Annotated in this window: 18 protein-coding genes and 2 pseudogenes; 3 read left to right on the top strand and 17 right to left on the bottom strand. The window is 63.5% G+C overall.

Annotation, left to right across the window (positions count from 1 at the left end):
- Window positions 1–79 precede the first annotated feature (79 nt).
- Window positions 80–892 (top strand): tyrosine-type recombinase/integrase, encoded by an 813-nt coding sequence (locus ABGN05_RS24710; protein WP_367956683.1) that lies wholly within the window; start codon window positions 80–82, stop codon window positions 890–892.
- On the opposite strand, the gene ABGN05_RS24705 is transcribed toward ABGN05_RS24710, so the two are convergent.
- Window positions 873–1511, bottom strand: coding sequence for a plasmid pRiA4b ORF-3 family protein (locus ABGN05_RS24705; RefSeq protein ID WP_367956751.1), 639 nt, complete (start codon window positions 1509–1511; stop codon window positions 873–875). The genes ABGN05_RS24710 and ABGN05_RS24705 overlap by 20 nt on opposite strands.
- A gap of 180 nt (window positions 1512–1691) precedes the next feature.
- Window positions 1692–2192 carry a transposase gene (locus ABGN05_RS24700; RefSeq protein ID WP_373695978.1) on the bottom strand — a complete coding sequence of 167 codons (501 nt, stop codon included), beginning with the start codon at window positions 2190–2192 and terminating at the stop codon, window positions 1692–1694.
- Here ABGN05_RS24700 and ABGN05_RS24695 point away from each other — a divergent pair.
- Window positions 2191–2289: pseudogene (locus tag ABGN05_RS24695) on the top strand (transposase); the annotation flags it as partial. The gene ABGN05_RS24700 and the pseudogene ABGN05_RS24695 sit on opposite strands and share 2 nt — an antisense overlap.
- Window positions 2290–2765: 476 nt before the next feature.
- On the opposite strand, the gene ABGN05_RS24690 reads toward ABGN05_RS24695, so the two are convergent.
- The 15 genes and pseudogenes from ABGN05_RS24690 to ABGN05_RS24620 all read right to left on the bottom strand — a co-directional run bounded on the left by ABGN05_RS24690 (window position 2766) and on the right by ABGN05_RS24620 (window position 14040).
- Window positions 2766–2957: a hypothetical protein gene (locus ABGN05_RS24690; RefSeq protein ID WP_367956682.1), complete on the bottom strand. Its 192-nt coding sequence runs from the start codon at window positions 2955–2957 to the stop codon at window positions 2766–2768.
- A complete protein-coding gene (locus ABGN05_RS24685; RefSeq protein ID WP_367956681.1) occupies window positions 2950–3162 on the bottom strand; it encodes a hypothetical protein in 213 nt (70 codons plus the stop codon). The genes ABGN05_RS24690 and ABGN05_RS24685 overlap by 8 nt, the downstream gene beginning before the upstream one ends.
- Window positions 3159–3598, bottom strand: a pseudogene (locus ABGN05_RS24680) (YqaA family protein). The gene ABGN05_RS24685 and the pseudogene ABGN05_RS24680 overlap by 4 nt, the downstream one beginning before the upstream one ends.
- A 29-nt stretch (window positions 3599–3627) precedes the next feature.
- The gene (locus ABGN05_RS24675; protein ID WP_367956680.1) at window positions 3628–4947 is read right to left on the bottom strand and encodes an MFS transporter; all 1320 of its coding nucleotides are present in this window, start codon (window positions 4945–4947) and stop codon (window positions 3628–3630) included.
- Window positions 4948–4958: 11 nt separating this feature from the next.
- Window positions 4959–5366, bottom strand: a complete 408-nt coding sequence (locus ABGN05_RS24670; protein ID WP_367956679.1) for a YkvA family protein — start codon at window positions 5364–5366, stop codon at window positions 4959–4961.
- Entirely contained in the window at window positions 5366–5608 is a 243-nt protein-coding gene (locus tag ABGN05_RS24665; protein WP_367956749.1) for a metal-sensing transcriptional repressor, read from the bottom strand. The genes ABGN05_RS24670 and ABGN05_RS24665 overlap by 1 nt, the downstream gene beginning before the upstream one ends.
- A gap of 179 nt (window positions 5609–5787) precedes the next feature.
- Window positions 5788–6075, bottom strand: a complete 288-nt coding sequence (locus tag ABGN05_RS24660) for a copper-binding protein (protein ID WP_367956678.1) — start codon at window positions 6073–6075, stop codon at window positions 5788–5790.
- 26 nt (window positions 6076–6101) lie between these two features.
- The gene (locus ABGN05_RS24655) at window positions 6102–6584 is read right to left on the bottom strand and encodes a cupredoxin domain-containing protein (protein WP_367956677.1); all 483 of its coding nucleotides are present in this window, start codon (window positions 6582–6584) and stop codon (window positions 6102–6104) included.
- Window positions 6585–6613: 29 nt separating this feature from the next.
- Window positions 6614–7972: a multicopper oxidase family protein gene (locus ABGN05_RS24650; protein WP_367956676.1), complete on the bottom strand. Its 1359-nt coding sequence runs from the start codon at window positions 7970–7972 to the stop codon at window positions 6614–6616.
- Window positions 7973–7985: 13 nt separating this feature from the next.
- Window positions 7986–9446 (bottom strand): TolC family protein, encoded by a 1461-nt coding sequence (locus tag ABGN05_RS24645; RefSeq protein ID WP_367956675.1) that lies wholly within the window; start codon window positions 9444–9446, stop codon window positions 7986–7988.
- Window positions 9443–9679, bottom strand: a complete 237-nt coding sequence (locus ABGN05_RS24640; RefSeq protein ID WP_367956674.1) for a hypothetical protein — start codon at window positions 9677–9679, stop codon at window positions 9443–9445. Before ABGN05_RS24640 ends, ABGN05_RS24645 begins: the two co-directional genes overlap by 4 nt.
- 93 nt (window positions 9680–9772) lie before the next feature.
- Entirely contained in the window at window positions 9773–10159 is a 387-nt protein-coding gene (locus ABGN05_RS24635; RefSeq protein ID WP_367956673.1) for a hypothetical protein, read from the bottom strand.
- A 170-nt stretch (window positions 10160–10329) separates the two neighbouring features.
- Window positions 10330–11118: a formyl transferase gene (locus tag ABGN05_RS24630; protein WP_367956672.1), complete on the bottom strand. Its 789-nt coding sequence runs from the start codon at window positions 11116–11118 to the stop codon at window positions 10330–10332.
- A gap of 9 nt (window positions 11119–11127) precedes the next feature.
- Complete coding sequence (gene cueR / locus ABGN05_RS24625; RefSeq protein WP_367956671.1) at window positions 11128–11526, bottom strand: Cu(I)-responsive transcriptional regulator; 399 nt, start codon at window positions 11524–11526, stop codon at window positions 11128–11130.
- A gap of 27 nt (window positions 11527–11553) precedes the next feature.
- On the bottom strand, window positions 11554–14040 hold the full coding sequence (locus tag ABGN05_RS24620; RefSeq protein ID WP_367956670.1) for a heavy metal translocating P-type ATPase: 2487 nt from the start codon (window positions 14038–14040) through the stop codon (window positions 11554–11556).
- A 154-nt stretch (window positions 14041–14194) separates the two neighbouring features.
- Here ABGN05_RS24620 and ABGN05_RS24615 point away from each other — a divergent pair, with 154 nt between their 5' ends.
- The gene (locus ABGN05_RS24615) at window positions 14195–14602 is read left to right on the top strand and encodes a DUF305 domain-containing protein (RefSeq protein WP_367956669.1); all 408 of its coding nucleotides are present in this window, start codon (window positions 14195–14197) and stop codon (window positions 14600–14602) included.
- Window positions 14603–15178 lie beyond the last annotated feature (576 nt).

Below are 15178 nucleotides of genomic sequence, written 5' to 3'. Positions count from 1 at the left end.
TATTTCCGCCCTCCGCTTTCCCCGGCAACGGTGATATCTCTTTCCAGTTAGCAATCCGGAAACCATTTGGTAAATCGCCATGAGTTCGATCGATCGTGCCGCAAACGCCATCGCCACCATCCTGATCCGGGAAGGGATTGACTATCTGCAGAGCAAGGCGGTGATCAAACGCGCCCGCACGCAGGCAGGCCTGTCGGCGCCACCGGAAAAGCGAGCGTCGATCGACAGGCTGACGATCGAGGACGAACTGGTCTTTATCGACGACGCCTATGAGACGAGTGGGGCGACGGGTCTGCTCCTCCAGACTTTGCTGGAAACGGGCTTGCGCGTTTCCGAATTTACCCGCTTGCGCGTCGAGGATGTCAGCCTGGCGGAGCGCGTGATTGTCGTCATGCATGGCAAGGGATCGAAGCACCGCGAGGTGCCGATACGGCGGGAATTGGCGCAGATGCTGAGGCTTCACATCGGCACAAGACGCGCCGGCCCCCTGTTCCAGAGCCGGGAACGTGGCAACGGATCGCTGCCCTATACCTACAGCCGCCAGCGTATCGGCCAGATCGTCCGGCAAATCGCCCGCAAGGCCGGGATCACAAAGCGGGTCTATCCGCATCTTTTGCGCCACACGATGGCGACGAAGCTGCTGGCGCTCGGCATGGACATTACCGACGTGCAGCGCTTCCTTGGCCACGAAAGCATCACCACGACACGACAGTACGCGGAAACGACCGCGGCGACCCTGCGCCGGAAATTCGATCGGGTTACCGCTCCAGCGGCACGATCTTTGCTCATCGGCATCCAGCATGAGCGTGGCGACGACGCGGCGCTTCTGGCCGCCGCTCTGCTCACGAACGATCGAGGTTCAAACGGGGAGATCACATCTGCTGATGCATGAGGGTGAGATGCTCATTCTGCCGCAGGCGCTCGTTCACCTTCCGCCGCTTGAACGTCCTGTCCAAAAGGGCGTTTCGCCTGTCGATGCGGAAAAGCAGCTCCCGAAATTCGTCAGCCCGATCGGGATCGTCGAGGATCGCGAAAGACCGGGTTTCGCTGATATCCTTGATGAACTCCAGCGCGCTGGCGAGATCCTCATCCAGCCCAAGCCCGAGCGCTTCATCTTCCTGCCGGATCCAGGCATCAGGCCCGCCGCTATCCTCCGGCGGGCAATTGCCGGCACCGCCAATGCAGCAGGGGTAATGCGTGTGCGGCTTGGCGGCGAGCCAATCTTCCAGCCGCACCTCATGTTCCCACGGGACATTGAGATCATATTCGTACAGGAACCGGCTTCCCGTTCGCAGCTTCAATGCTTCAATTCCGATGTCTGGCGATTCCGCAGTCAGTTGCCATGAGCCATAGCGGACCGTGTGCACGACAAACTGGTAGAGGTGGATACCTTGCCAGCCCATCGCGACCTGAAGAACGCCGTGAAACTCGCGCAGGGTCATGGTCGCTGGCACCTGCACCCGCCGCCATACCATCGGGCTCAGTCCCTTCAGCCAGACCCGGAATTGCAGGACCGCTGGCGTCGTGTCCGGCGTCGGGGCACTCTCGGGACTTGATGACGAACGCCGGGGTGGTTTCAAGAATGGTTGGCCTCGGTGAAAATCGCCGTCCCCCATACCGCATTCACCCCAGGAGCGGTACTGCCACACAAATCCTCATGCTCTCCTGCTAGGCCGTGTGGACGAATTGTATCAAGCATAGTCCCGCTGCGAAGCTGACGATGTTTCGATAGTTGCGGGCCGTTTTCTCGAACCGCAGGGCGACACGCTTGAAGCGTTTACGACGCCGATGCCCTGTTCTATACGGGCGTGAGCCTTGTAGAGGACTTTTGCGAAGAACGCGGGCTTGTCCTTCTCGTTGGCCTTGTAGGGAATGACCGGGGCGATGCCTCTGGCTCGTGCGGCGGCCCGGTTCGCCTTGCTGGCATAGCCCTTGTCGCCGATGGCGGCACCAGGCGCGATATCCGGTCCGATGTCGAGGAGGATGGAGAAGTGTGGTGCGTTGGCTTTCTCGCCGCCAGTCAGGTCGAAACCAATCATGGCTCCCGATGCGTCTGATTTGGCATGGATTTTCGTCGTGAACCCGCCGCGCGAGCGGCCGAGCGCCTGACTGACGTGCCCCCTGTGAATCGGACCGTTTCTGGCTGGAATTTTCCACTTATGATCCCTGGATGGGGAGAAGGAGAGTTCCATGAAGGCGTCGAAGTTCTCGGAGGCGCAGATCGCCTTCGTTTTGAAGCAGGCTGAGGACGGTACGGCGGTCGGCGAGGTCTGCCGGAAGGCCGGGATACCGTAGGCCCGATAGATGCGATACCGGACAGGGCCACCGACGAAGACGTGGAATCCGATTGCGTTCGAAACCGCGTAGCCGATGGCGCCAGCCATTGCGGCGACCCGATCAGGCACGCGCCGTGACGCGATACGACGCACCGCAAGCACATCGTATAGGGAAAGCGTGCAAAAGCTGACTGCGGTGAAAAAGGCGCTGAGAAGCACCTGGGACGTCGAGGCGGATCGGATCGCGGCCGTGACCGCATCGAGGTGGATCTGACCGCTAAGGCGGTGCAGCACGTAGGCCGCGAGTGCGACGAGGACCACGCCGAGGAGCGGGCCGATCCAGCGGGTTTCCGGCGGGAGAGCCGAGCCAGCTTCGCATGCTTCGAATGAGGGGGAGGTCAGGCTCGACAAAGCGGCTTGCTCCTGCATGACGGACACCGTGGCGGACGTGCTTTCCGTCACGGTGCTGACGGCGAACAGTCCAGTCCCTCAGACTCCTTGCAAGAGCATCCAGAGGCCGATCGCGCCGAGCAGGCCCCGACTGATGTCTTCGAGGAGCGGCGCCCGACCGACGCTTCCCAGTGCCACCGATACGAGCGGCAGGGACAGCAGCGCGATCAGGACGGACGTCCCGACGTGAACGAACGACAGCACCAGCGATACCGCCAGTCCGCTAGGCACGCTCGCGATCGTTCCCGTAAGTGGCAAACACCGCCTTGCTGTGTCCCGGCGTCAGCGCGTGCACCGCGCCGAACAGGATCCCCATGGGCAGGTAGGCGACGAGCAGCGACCAGTTCCCGGTCTTCGCGAAATCGCCGATGCGGTCCGCGAAGGCGAGGTAGATTTCGCGCTGGATCGCGACGAGTTCTTGGAACAACCCCATCATGCCAAGACACCGACAGTCGCGGCAGAGAGCACGATGTAGCGCGCCGTCTTGGCGATCGTGACGAGCACGACGAAGCTCCAGAGTGGCTCGCGCAAGACGCCGGCGGCGACGGTCAGCGCATCCCCGCCGATCGGCGCCCATGAGAGAAGCAGGCTCCAGCGTCCCCAGCGCCGGTACACCCCGTCGCCCGGTCGAGGGCGGCGGGACCGACCGGGAACCACTTCCGGTCTCGGAAGCTTTCGACGCCGTGCCCGAGCGTCCAGTTGACTACCGCGCCGAGCACGTTGCCGAGACTTGCGACAGCGACGAGCAGCACGGGTGAGTGCGTGCCGGCAACAAGGAGGCCGACCAGCGCCGCTTCCGACTGGGCCGGAAGGATCGTCGCGGCAACGAAGGCGATCGCAAACAAGCCGCCGAGAACGGCGAGGTCACTCATGGCAAGAGCAGGGAGCTGTTCCGCCGGTCTCACTTCGCATGCGGCCATGCCGAATGGAGATCGTCGATGACATAGGCGTGGGTATGTCTGTCGCGTCCGTCGGCAACGCCCTCGTTCCAATGCGGATGGCTGGCGGATAAGTCGTCATGAGTATGCTCGACCACCTCCGGATCGATGGCGGGCCAAAGCCACACGGCCGCCGCCACGGCAGACCCTGAAATGACGGCAAGAACGACAGCGGTTGCGGGAAGCCCGAATGTCGCGCCCGCCCAACCTGCCAACGGATAGGTGATGAGCCAGCAGGCATGTGAAAGCGCAAACTGGGCGGCGAACAGTGCCGGGCGATCCTCGGCATGCGATGAACGCCGCAGCAGCCGCCCCGAGGGGGTCTGCGCCATCGAGTAACCGGCGCCGATGACGAACCAGAGCGGGAGCAGCCAGCCACAGGAGGGGATCGTCGCCGCCGCGAATGTCGCGACAGCTAAGACCGACGCACCGGCGAGCATCGCCGTCCGGTCGGGGATGGTGTCGAGGAGACGCGGCAACGCGAGCGCGACCAGCATCGAGCCGCCGCCGAATGCCGCCAGCGCCAGCGCGGTCTCGCTCTGGCCAAGGCCGAAGACGGCCTGGACGTAGACCACGGTATTCACGATCACCAGCGCGCCGGCTGCCGCGACCGCCATGCTGATCGCCAGCAGGCCACGCAGGCGCGGCGTGGCGAGATAGATGCGGATGCCGCGGGTCGTCCGGTCGTAGATGCCGCGCGGCTTGGCGGGCTTGGGGCTGGGCAGGACGACCGAGACCACCAGCGCCGCCGAGACCAGGAAGCCGACGACCGTTCCGGCGAACAGATTGTGGTAGGAGATCAGGGTCAAGAGTGCGGCCGCCAGCATTGGGCTGACGAGACTTTCGAGATCGTAGGCAAGGCGGGAAAGCGACAGCGCGCGAGTGTATTCCTTCTCGTCCGGCAGCACGTCCGGGATCGTCGCCTGGAAGGTCGGCGTGAAAGCGGCGGATGCCGACTGCAGCACGAAGATCAAAACGTAGATGTGCCAGATCTCGGTCACGAACGGCAGGAACAGCGCCACGCCCGCGCGAACGAGATCGAGCGCCACCAGCATCGCTCGGCGCGGAACGCGCTCCGCGAAGGCCGACGCGACAGGTGCGACGCCGACATAGGCGATCATCTTGATGGCGAGCGCCGTACCCAGCACCGCCCCGGCGTTCTCGCCCGCGAGATCGAAGGCGAGTAAGCCGAGCGCGACGGTCAGGAGCCCGGTGCCGAGCAGCGCAATCACCTGCGCGGCAAACAGGTGGCGGTAGGTGCGGTTGGCGAGGACGGACAGCATCACAGAACCCCTCAGGCCGGCCGGCCTGGTCCCGCCGGATGCGGCCAGACCATCCACAGAACGACGCCCACCGCGAGAAGCCAGACGGATATCACCATGACGGGTCCCAGTCGGCTGATGGGCTTTGCGCGCCGCGCCGCTTCAGTGCGCAGTTCCCGCATGACGTCCGCCGGGATGAGGCGGACCGCGAGCAAAATTCCAAGGGGCACGATGACCAGGTCGTCCAGATAGCCCAGGATAGGTATGAAGTCGGGAATGAGGTCGACCGGACTCAGGGCGTAGGCTGCGATCATGCCCGCCACCAGCTTGGCGAGCCATGGGACCCTCGGATCGCGTGCCGCCAGCCAGAGGGCGATCACGTCAACCTTGATTGCGGCCGCCCAGCGTTTGAGCGCGGCGATGGAAAGCGTTGCTGGCATCACAGGTACTTCGCGATTTCCTTGAACTCGTTGACCGAACCGCGCTTGTCGCGGGGCAGAGGGCCAAGCGTCTCTTCCAGGCAATGGTCGAGGTGATCGTGGATCAGCGTGCGCTTGGCCTGCGCGACCGCCTTCTCCACCGCATGAAGCTGCTGGGCGATATCGAGGCAAGGCTTGCGGCCCTCGATCATGGCGATGACGCTGCGCAAATGGCCTTCGGCCCGTTTCAGGCGCTTGACGATGGCGGGATGGGAGGCGTGGCGGGGATCGCGCCACGGAACCGCAAATCTTCCACGAGGCCTTGTTCCCGGACGCCTACGGCCGTCGACCAGCGACAGTGTCTCGTCGTCGATGACGCACGGTACGGCCTCTGGCGAAGGGGGCTGGCGGGCCCATTAACGCTGGACCCGCCTGATTGGACCTATTTCTTGATTTCGGTCACCGTGATGCGCCCGTTGACGCGATCGGCGATGAATTCGATCGCCTGCCCTTCCTTGACCTTTTCCAACATGGCCTCGTCGGCCACGACGAACACCATGGTCATTGCAGGCATTTCGAGGTTCTTGAGCTCGCCATGTTTGATGGTCAACTTTTTCTGAGCGGCATCGACCTTCTGGATTTGACCCTTTGTATATTCCTGGGCGAAAGCGGCGCTGCCGAAGGACAGTGCAATGGCGAAGGACGTCAGTATCGTTGTGGAAGATTTCATAGCGAAGATCCTTTGTTTTGTGAAGATTACTGCGAAACTTGGATGTTGCCCTTCATGCCGGATTCGTAGTGACCCGGAATCAGGCAGGCGAATACGTAGTCTCCGGCGTTCGAGAACGTCCAAACGATCTCGCCAGTCTTGCCGGGAGCCAGACGTATGGAGTTTGCGTCGGCATGTTCCATGTCGGGGAACTTCTCCATGACAGCCTTGTGCTTCATGACGGCGGGTTCTTGATCCATGACGTATTCGTGGTCGGCCTCGCCTTTGTTTGAGAAGCGCAGCCGAAGCGTTTCCCCGGCCTTGACCTTGATCGCCGCCGGCTCGAAGACCATCGCGCCATCGTCCTTTTCGAGCATGGAGATGTTGATGGTTCGCTTCACCTTGCCTTTCTGGCCCGGTTCGCCAATCGCCATTTTCTCGGTGTCATGGCCGCCTGAGTGAGTTCCTGCTGCGAAGACAACTCCGGTCGTCAAGGTGAGAATGGTTGTCGCGATGAGTAGTTTGTTCATGTTCGAATTCCTTTCGGTTGTTGGCGAAGTTATCCTGGAGTGTGTCCGCCGTGCGTCGCCGCCGGGGGCATCGTTTTTGCGTCACCTGATTTGACGGGAACGGGAGTATCACCTGTCCACTCGTAGGAGACGGTTCCTTCGGGGTGCTCGAACCAGCCCGGGTCGGCATAGTCGGTTGCCGCAAGCCCCTCCCTAACTTTGACGACAGAGAACATCGAACCCATCTCGATCGGACCGAATTGGCCCCAGCCATCCATCATCTTGACAGTATTGTCAGGAAGCGGCATTTCCATCTCGCCCATGTCTGCCATGCCGCGATTGCCCATTGGCATGTATTCAGGCTGGACGCGTCTGATCTTCCGGGCGACCTCGGTCTTGTCGACGCCGATGAAGGTGGGCACGTCGTGGCCCATCGCGTTCATCGTGTGATGCGATTTGTGGCAATGGATCGCCCAGTCGCCGGGATACTTGGCGTCGAACTCGTAGGCGCGCATGGCGCCGACCGGGATATCGATCGACACTTCCGGCCAACGCGCCTCGGGTCGCGTCCAGCCGCCATCCGTGCAAGTCACCTCGAAGTCGTAACCGTGCATGTGCACCGGATGGTTGGTCATCGTGAGATTGCCGACGCGGACCCTGACGCGATCGTTGAGAGCCACCGGCAGCGGGCTGATCGCCGGGAAAAGCCGGCTGTTGAAGCACCACAGATTGAAGTCGGTCATGGTCATGACCTTGGGCACGTAGGAACCCGGGGCGATGTCGAAGGCGTTCAGGAGGAAGACGAAATCGCGGTCGACCCGCATAAACGCAGGATCCTTGGGATGGATGATGAACATGCCCATCATGCCCATCGCCATCTGCACCATTTCGTCGGCGTGCGGGTGGTACATGAAGGTCCCGCTCTTCACGAGATCGAATTCGTAGACGAAGGTTTTTCCGGGCGGAATGCCTGGCTGGGTCAGTCCGGTGACGCCGTCCATGCCGTTGGGCAGGATCATGCCGTGCCAGTGGACCGTCGTGTGCTCCGGCAGCCGGTTGGTGACGTAGATTCGGACGCGGTCGCCTTCGACCGCCTCGATCGTCGGCCCCGGCGACTGGCCGTTATAGCCCCAGAGGTAGGCCGTCATCCCTGGCGAAAGTTCGCGTTCGACCGGTTCCGCAACGAGGTGGAACTCCTTCACCCCGCCGACGACACGATGCGGCAGCGTCCAGCCGTTCAAGGTTGCGACCGGCTGGTAGTCCGGGCCGCTTGAGGGGAAGATCGGCGTCTGCATGTCGGGCGACTCCATCACCGGAGCCTCCGGCAGGCCCATCGCCGAGGTCTTGGTCCATGTCGCGGCGGCGGCAAGGAATGCGCCTCCGCCCAGTATCTGGCGTCTCGTGACCATGATGCGATCTCCTTCAGTGAGCCGCCGCGCCGCCGGCGGCGGCAGCGGTTACAGTTTCTCCCGCGCTCGACGAAGAACCCCCGCCGCCGAAGATTGCGGTTCCGAGATTCACATCTGCGAGCCAGAACTGGCGCTTGGCGTTGAGCGAAAGCATGATCGAATCGATCTTCGCGCGGGTGTCCGCGAGAAGCTCGAACGTGTTGGTGATCATGCCGTTGTAGGTGAGGAGCGACTCGTCCTCGATGGTCGTGCGAAGCGGCACGACGTTGGCACGGTAGTGGCGGGCGATGTCGTAGGTCGAGCGGTACGCGTCGTAGGCGCCGCGCGCTTCGGAGCGGATGTTGACCGCCCTTTCGGCAAGCAGGTTCGCGGCCTGCATGTAGGAGAGTTCGGCCTTGCGCATGCGCGCCTTGCCGCTGTCGAAGATCGGGATGACGAAGTCGATCTCGGCGATGCCGATGACTTCGGTCTTCGTGCTTCCGTCCTCCTCTTCTTCCCGCTCTATCTCGATCCCGGAGCGCAATCCGAGATCGGAGACGTAGCGGGTCGCCTCCGTCAGCCCGTAGGACCGCGCGAGGGCGTCGAGTTCGAGCCGGGCGATCTCCAGATCGACGCGGTTCTTCAGCGCCTCCGCTTCGATCGCCCGCTTCGCCTTCGTCCCCTTCGGCAATGCGGGAAGCGCGTTCGGCACCTGGTAGTCGACGTCGTAGCCCCACAGCCCCATCAGGCGCGTGAGTTCTTCCTTCGCGCCGCGCGCGGCCAGCCTGGCCTCGGCCGTCTGCCCGGTCAGCTCCGCGTAGAAGACGTGCTCGCGCGCCTGGCCCGTCTTGGTGAAGGCTCCGGTCTCGCCGAGCTTCTGCGCCAGCGCGGATGCGGCATCGGCCGCCGCCTGAGCACGGTTGAGGTAGGCGACCCGCTCCCACGCCGCCACCGCCTCGATCCAGGCCCGGCGCGTGTCGGCGGCGAGACGCAAGGTCTCCTCCGCCGCCCGCAGCTGCGCCTGCCGGAACCGCGCATCGGCGACGGCCACCCTGCGCGGCCGGGTGATGAGCGCGAGGATGTTGGTGACGACGGCTGCTTCGACCGTCCGCACCGGATCGACGCCGATCACCCCGATCGAGACGGCTGGATTTACGAGCATCGTCTCCTGCCAGACGTCGGCGGCGGACAATCCGATATCCGCATAGGCCGCTTGGAGGCCCTTGTTGTTCAGGAGGGCGACCTGGACAGCCACGTCCGGTCCGATCGTCCTTTTGCGGACCAATCCCGTAACCCTGTTGGACAGAGCTTGGGACTCGGCCGCCGACTGGATCCACACAGTCTCCTTTCCTGTGACGGACGCAGTCCGCGACGCGACCGTCTGGAACCCGGCGCCCGGCTCCGAGATGCCATCGACCAGTCCTGTTGTCGTGCAGCCGGCCGCCACGAGCGGAACAAGGCCCGTGACCAGAAACGCCTTCGCAAGCCTGTTCATGACCCGCTCCTCCGATTGGCCGGGGACAGATCGTCGTTCTGCTGACGCCAGTTCTTCGGGTCGACCGGAGCGCGGTGCTGGTAGTTGGTGACGACCGGGCTGTAGGTTGCGTCCCGAAGTCCCATCATGGGATCGGCGGCGTTGAAAGCGGGCAGAATGTCAGGCGGAGCGCTGGATGCGCATCCGGCCGCCGACAGCGATGCGGCGAGCATCGCAAGCGATATGAACTTCATTTTTGGACCTTGAACATGATGTGAGACGTGGACCGCGCATGCCAATAGCGGGCACGAACGGATCGCGGCGTCCTAAAGGACGCGAACATCAGTTCAGGTTCGAGGAGGTCTAATGAAGTCGGATACCTCACCGGGCATCAACGCTGCCGAAATTGCCAGCGCGAGCGCGCCGGACGAAGGCTGCGGGAGCGGTGGACCATCGTCCGGCACCACCTGAGCGGAGGTACAGTGTGTGTCGCAGCAAACGTCGGCGGTTTTGGAATCGCCGTGATGACCTGCGTCGCCCGTCTCGTCATCCTGGGCCGCGGAATTCAATCCGTGCTCGTGACGGTCGCTTTCGTGCGACTGATCGGTTCCGGCCGCGATGACAACGACGACAGTGTCGGAATGCATCGCTGATTTTGCCATCGCTACCATGGCCGGCTGAAGCGACGTCATGGCCAACAGGACAAGCGCGAGCGCAGCACGAAGCCACACCATGCAAACAAGTCCAATTTGACCAGAGACTACCATCGAGTCAGCTTCGACACATGTTCGGGCGCGAAGTCAAGTTGCGCGACGGAAGAATTGTTCGTGGAAACCGAGACGTGATCGGGAACGATCCGCCACGCGCGGGCGTCGATGCCGGTCCTGACAAAGTCCGCTGCTCATTACCAGACTCCCTTTGCGACGCCGGTCCACAGATAGGACCAGATCGTCGGGTGGAACCATTGCCGCGACTCGCCGCCCGGTTGACGCGGTTCGATCCGGCTGACCAGGGCGTCTTCAATTACATTGACGCACATCCGGCGCGATAGGGCAGCGAGCCGGTAGGCGTAGGTCACAATGTTGTCGTTGGCAGCCGGCTCCCCACGGACCTGTGCGACGATCGCGCCCGTGTCGATGCCCGCATCGACCAGATGGACCGTTGCCCCGAAATTCGCGCGGTCGCCGCTAACGAGAGCCCAGTAGCCGCCGTTCATGCCGCGAAACTGTGGCGTGATCCCGGCATGGTAGTTTAGGACGGGGCATGAGATCCCGGCCAGCGTATCCGGTCTCAGGATTCGGCAGCCCGCGAGGAGAACGACGGAAGGCCGAATTTCGTCAATTGCCCGCAGGAAATCGCCTGAATTGACCGAGGCGATTCTCCAAAGGGGCAGACCCGCCCGCGGCTCCACGCGGAGGCTCTCGGATGAGATGATGCGGACGATACGCCGCCGGAAGAGGGCTTTCCCGACGCCGATCAAGCACATCGTGCCGAACTGACCGGCGACCGAAACCCATCCCTGCAGCCGGGCGCGGCGCGCCAGAAAGGCGCCGCGCCTCACGGGGTCTTCGACGATGACTTGCACGTCCCCAAAATGGTCGGCCAGCGCATTGATGATGATCCAGGGATGCGGACCGCCCGCCGTGACCACGCAGACGCGCCCTTCGGCATACGACGATGGCGGCTCTGTCATTGCGACACCTTACTGCAGCGAGACTTTGCCCGAGAGCCCGTCGATGATCGGGCACTGAGGACGGCCGTCGCCATGGCAGTTCGCGACGAGGTGGCTCAACATGTCGCGCAGCCCCTGGAGTTCAGCGAGCTTGCGGTCGATCTCGGTAAGCTTTGCCTCCGCGATCGCCTTGACCTCGGCACTCTCCCGATGCGTGTCGCCATAGAGCGACAGCAACTGCCGGCACTCTTCAACGGAGAAGCCGAGGCCGCGCGAGCGCTGAAGGAAGCGCAGGCGATGCACGTCCTCTGTAGAATAGTCGCGGTAGCCATTGTCGCGACGGTCGGGCGAAATCAGCCCGATATCCTCATAGTAGCGGATCGTCTTGGGCGGGAGGCCCGACTTTTCGGACACGGTTCCAATGTTCATGTCAGCTCCTTTCGATTGCTTGCCGGTTCAGCCGAGTCGCACGGTGCGCAGCCTGAGCGCGTTGGCGATGACGGAGACGGACGAGAGGCTCATCGCGGCCGCCGCGATCATGGGCGACAGCAGCGTGCCGAACACCGGGTAGAGCATGCCTGCCGCCACGGGCACGCCGAGCGCGTTGTACACGAAGGCGAAGAAGAGGTTCTGCCTGATGTTGCGGATCGTCGCCTGGGCGAGCGTGCGCGCCCTGACGATACCGTTGAGGTCGCCCTTCACCAGCGTGATCCCCGCGCTCTCGACCGCGACGTCCGCGCCCGTGCCCATGGCTATGCCCACGTCGGCGGCTGCGAGCGCGGGCGCGTCGTTGACGCCGTCTCCCGCCATCGCGACCTTCGCTCCCTTGGCCTGCAGCTCTTCGATGAGCTGTTGCTTGCCGTCCGGCAGCATGTCGGCGCGCACCTCGTCGATGCCGAGCTTCGACGCCACGGCCCTCGCGGTCCGTTCGTTGTCGCCCGTGGCCATGATAACGCGGAGGCCTGTGTCATGCAGGGCACGGATCGCCTCCAAAGTGGTCGCCTTGACCGGATCGGCGACCGCGACGAATCCGGCGGCCTCTCCATCGACCGCGACGAACATCGCCGTCTTGCCTTCGGCGCGCAGGGCGTCGACCTGTTCGGCAAGGCGGTCGATGCCTATGCCAAGCTCCGCCATCATGGCGGCATTCCCGAGCGCCACCTTCCGGCCCTCCACGGTGCCGCTGACGCCCTTGCCCGTGACCGCCTCGAAATTGGATGCCGCAAAAAGCGTCGCTCCACGTTCCGCCGCGCCTTCGACGATCGCCTCGGCCAGCGGATGCTCCGAGCCTCTCTCGAGCGAGGCGGCAAGTGACAGAAGCTGGCCTGCATCGAAGCCTTCGGCCGGAACGACGTCCGTCAGCTTCGGGCGGCCTTCGGTCAGCGTGCCCGTCTTGTCGACGATGAGCGTATCGACGCTGGCGAAGCGTTCCAGGGCCTCCGCTTCCTTGATCAGCACGCCCGCCTGGGCGCCGCGCCCGGTTGCAGTCATGATCGACATCGGTGTGGCGAGACCGAGCGCGCAGGGACACGCAATGATGAGAACCGACACCGCCGACACGATGGCGAATACCATGCTGGGTTCGGGACCGAACAGTGCCCAGACGACGAAGGCAAGGATGGCGACCAGCACCACGGTCGGCACGAAATAGTACGAGACGCGATCGGCGAGCCCCTGGATCGGCGCACGCGAGCGCTGGGCCTTGGCGACCATCTCGACGATCCGCGACAGCATCGTCTCGGACCCGACGCGCTCGGCGGTGATCACGAGCGTGCCGTTGCGATTGAGCGTTCCTCCGGTAACCGCGTCGCCCGGCGCCTTCTCCACTGGCACGGGTTCACCCGTAATCATGGATTCGTCGATCGACGTGCGGCCCTCGATGACCTTGCCGTCGACGGGAACGCTATCGCCAGGACGTACACGAAGGCGGTCTCCCTGCTTGACCTCGTCCAGCGGCACGTCGGCTTCGGAGCCGTCATCAGTGATCCGGCGCGCGGTCTTCGGCGCGAGATCGAGCAGCGCGCGGATCGCCGACCCGGTTCGCTCGCGTGCCCTCAGTTCAAGCACCTGGCCGAGGAAGACGAGCGCGACGATTACGGCGGCCGCCTCGAAATAAACCGGAACCGAGCCACCATGTCCGCGGAACTGGTGCGGGAAGAGATCGGGAAAGAAGGTCGCGATGACGCTGTAGATATAGGCTGTGCCGACGCCGATCGAGATCAGGGTCCACATGTTCGGGCTGCGGTTAACGAGGGATTCGTAGCCCCGATGGAAGAAGGGGATCGCCGCCCACAGCACGACGGGCGTCGCAAGCACCAGCTCCAGCCACGCGGCCAGCGGCTCGCCGATCCAGTCGCGAACGGGAATGCCCAGCATGGGCCCCATGGCTATGGCGAGCAGCGGCAGCGAGAGGACAGCGGAGACCCAGAACCTGCGCGTGAAGTCGATCAGCTCCGGGTTCGGACCCTCGTCGCCTGTCGGCACGCCCATCGGTTCGAGCGCCATGCCGCAGATCGGACAGGAGCCGGGCTTGTCGCGCACGATCTCCGGGTGCATCGGGCAGGTGTACTGGGTGCCCTTGGGCATCGGCGCCGCGGCCGGCCGATCACCGAGATAACGCGCCGGCGCTGCCTCGAACTTGCCCTTGCAGCCCGTCGAGCAGAAATAGAACTTGTCACCTTCGTGGCGGTGGAAGTGCTTTGCGGAGGCACGATCCACGTCCATCCCGCAGACCGGATCGGTAGCGGTCAGGTAGGCGTCCGGTTTGGCAACGAACTTTGTTCGGCAGCCGTCGCTGCAGAAATGAAACATGCGTCCGCCGTGCTCGGCGCTCGGCTTGCCTGTCCCCGGGTCGACCGTCATCCCGCATACCGGATCGCGCACGATCTCTCCTTCGGCGTGCGGCGCAGCTGCGTGATGGTCATGGTGATCGTGAGGAGTCATCCTGGTCGCCTCCGGTTCCGGGTGCGTATCGTTCGCACTTCCAGTCACTGGAAGGTCAAGTGGATTTTTTTGCGCCCACGCGTTCTCTTTACCTTCCCCCTCCTCGAAGGCGCAGCATGTTTACTCATATCCAAGTCCATTCAGGAGAAACGTTTTGAACAGAACTGCAACGATCTTCGCCGTCATCGCAATCAGCGTCGCCAGTGCCGGCGCCGGCGTCGCCTACGCCCAGATGAAACAGGACGGCGGCATGATGAAAATGGACGGCATGAACCATGGCGGAATGGCCATGGGCGAGATGACCGGGGCGTCCAAGGCCTACATGGACGCAATGCAGAAGATGGACGCGGAGATGGGCGCGATGAAGATGACGGGTAAGCCCGGCGTCGATTTCGCGATGATGATGATTCCGCATCACCAGAGCGCCATCGACATGGCGAAGGCGTATCTTGCCAGCGACGACAAGGATTCCGAACTGGAGGAGTTTGCCAAGGAGATCGTTGCCGGCCAGGAGCCCGAAATCGCGTTCCTGAAGCGTTGGTTGGAAAAGAATGGGGGCTGAGCGACCCGCACCGGCTCGCGGGCGCGTCATTCCCGCACGCCTGCGGCCGCCACGCTGATCGGCGTCTCGGAACGCCGCCTCTGGAAGGGGTGAGGGTTCCTGCTACGGCATCCTTCGCGTATGGCCGCGCAGCATGCCGTCGCGCTCGATCTGCGTCGGGGTAAGCGACTTCCACCATAGTGATGTTGTGCTTCAAACAGGCGCCTAGGAGCGCGCCGTGGTCCGACCTGATCCGTGCGGTGGCCGCCGAGAGGCGGGCGCGATCGATCCGCCTCTCGGCAAAAAGACGATTCAGTTCCCGTTCGGCCGGGATGATGCGTTGGCCGATCGCGATCGTCTCGGTCAGGGAGCGGCTCGACGCTTGGATCGCGTTCAACGCGACGCGATGCCGCGCAAGGGAGGCTGGCGCGGCGTGGCGCCCTAAATCGGCGTTCGCCCGAGACCCTCTATCGCGAGATGGCGCGTCGTCGCTGAGTGTCTTTTCCTCAGCGGAAGAAGACGAATTTCACCAGCGCCGCGACGGCAAGGACAGCGATCGCCAGCACGATCAGGCCGCCGATTCCCATGCCCCACATC

It is taken from the genome of Aquibium pacificum (genome assembly GCF_040839445.1).
Classification (GTDB): Bacteria; Pseudomonadota; Alphaproteobacteria; order Rhizobiales; family Rhizobiaceae; genus Aquibium; species Aquibium pacificus.
The sequence above is the reverse complement of the archived record's forward strand: the minus strand, read 5'-3'. Positions and strand labels throughout refer to the sequence as shown.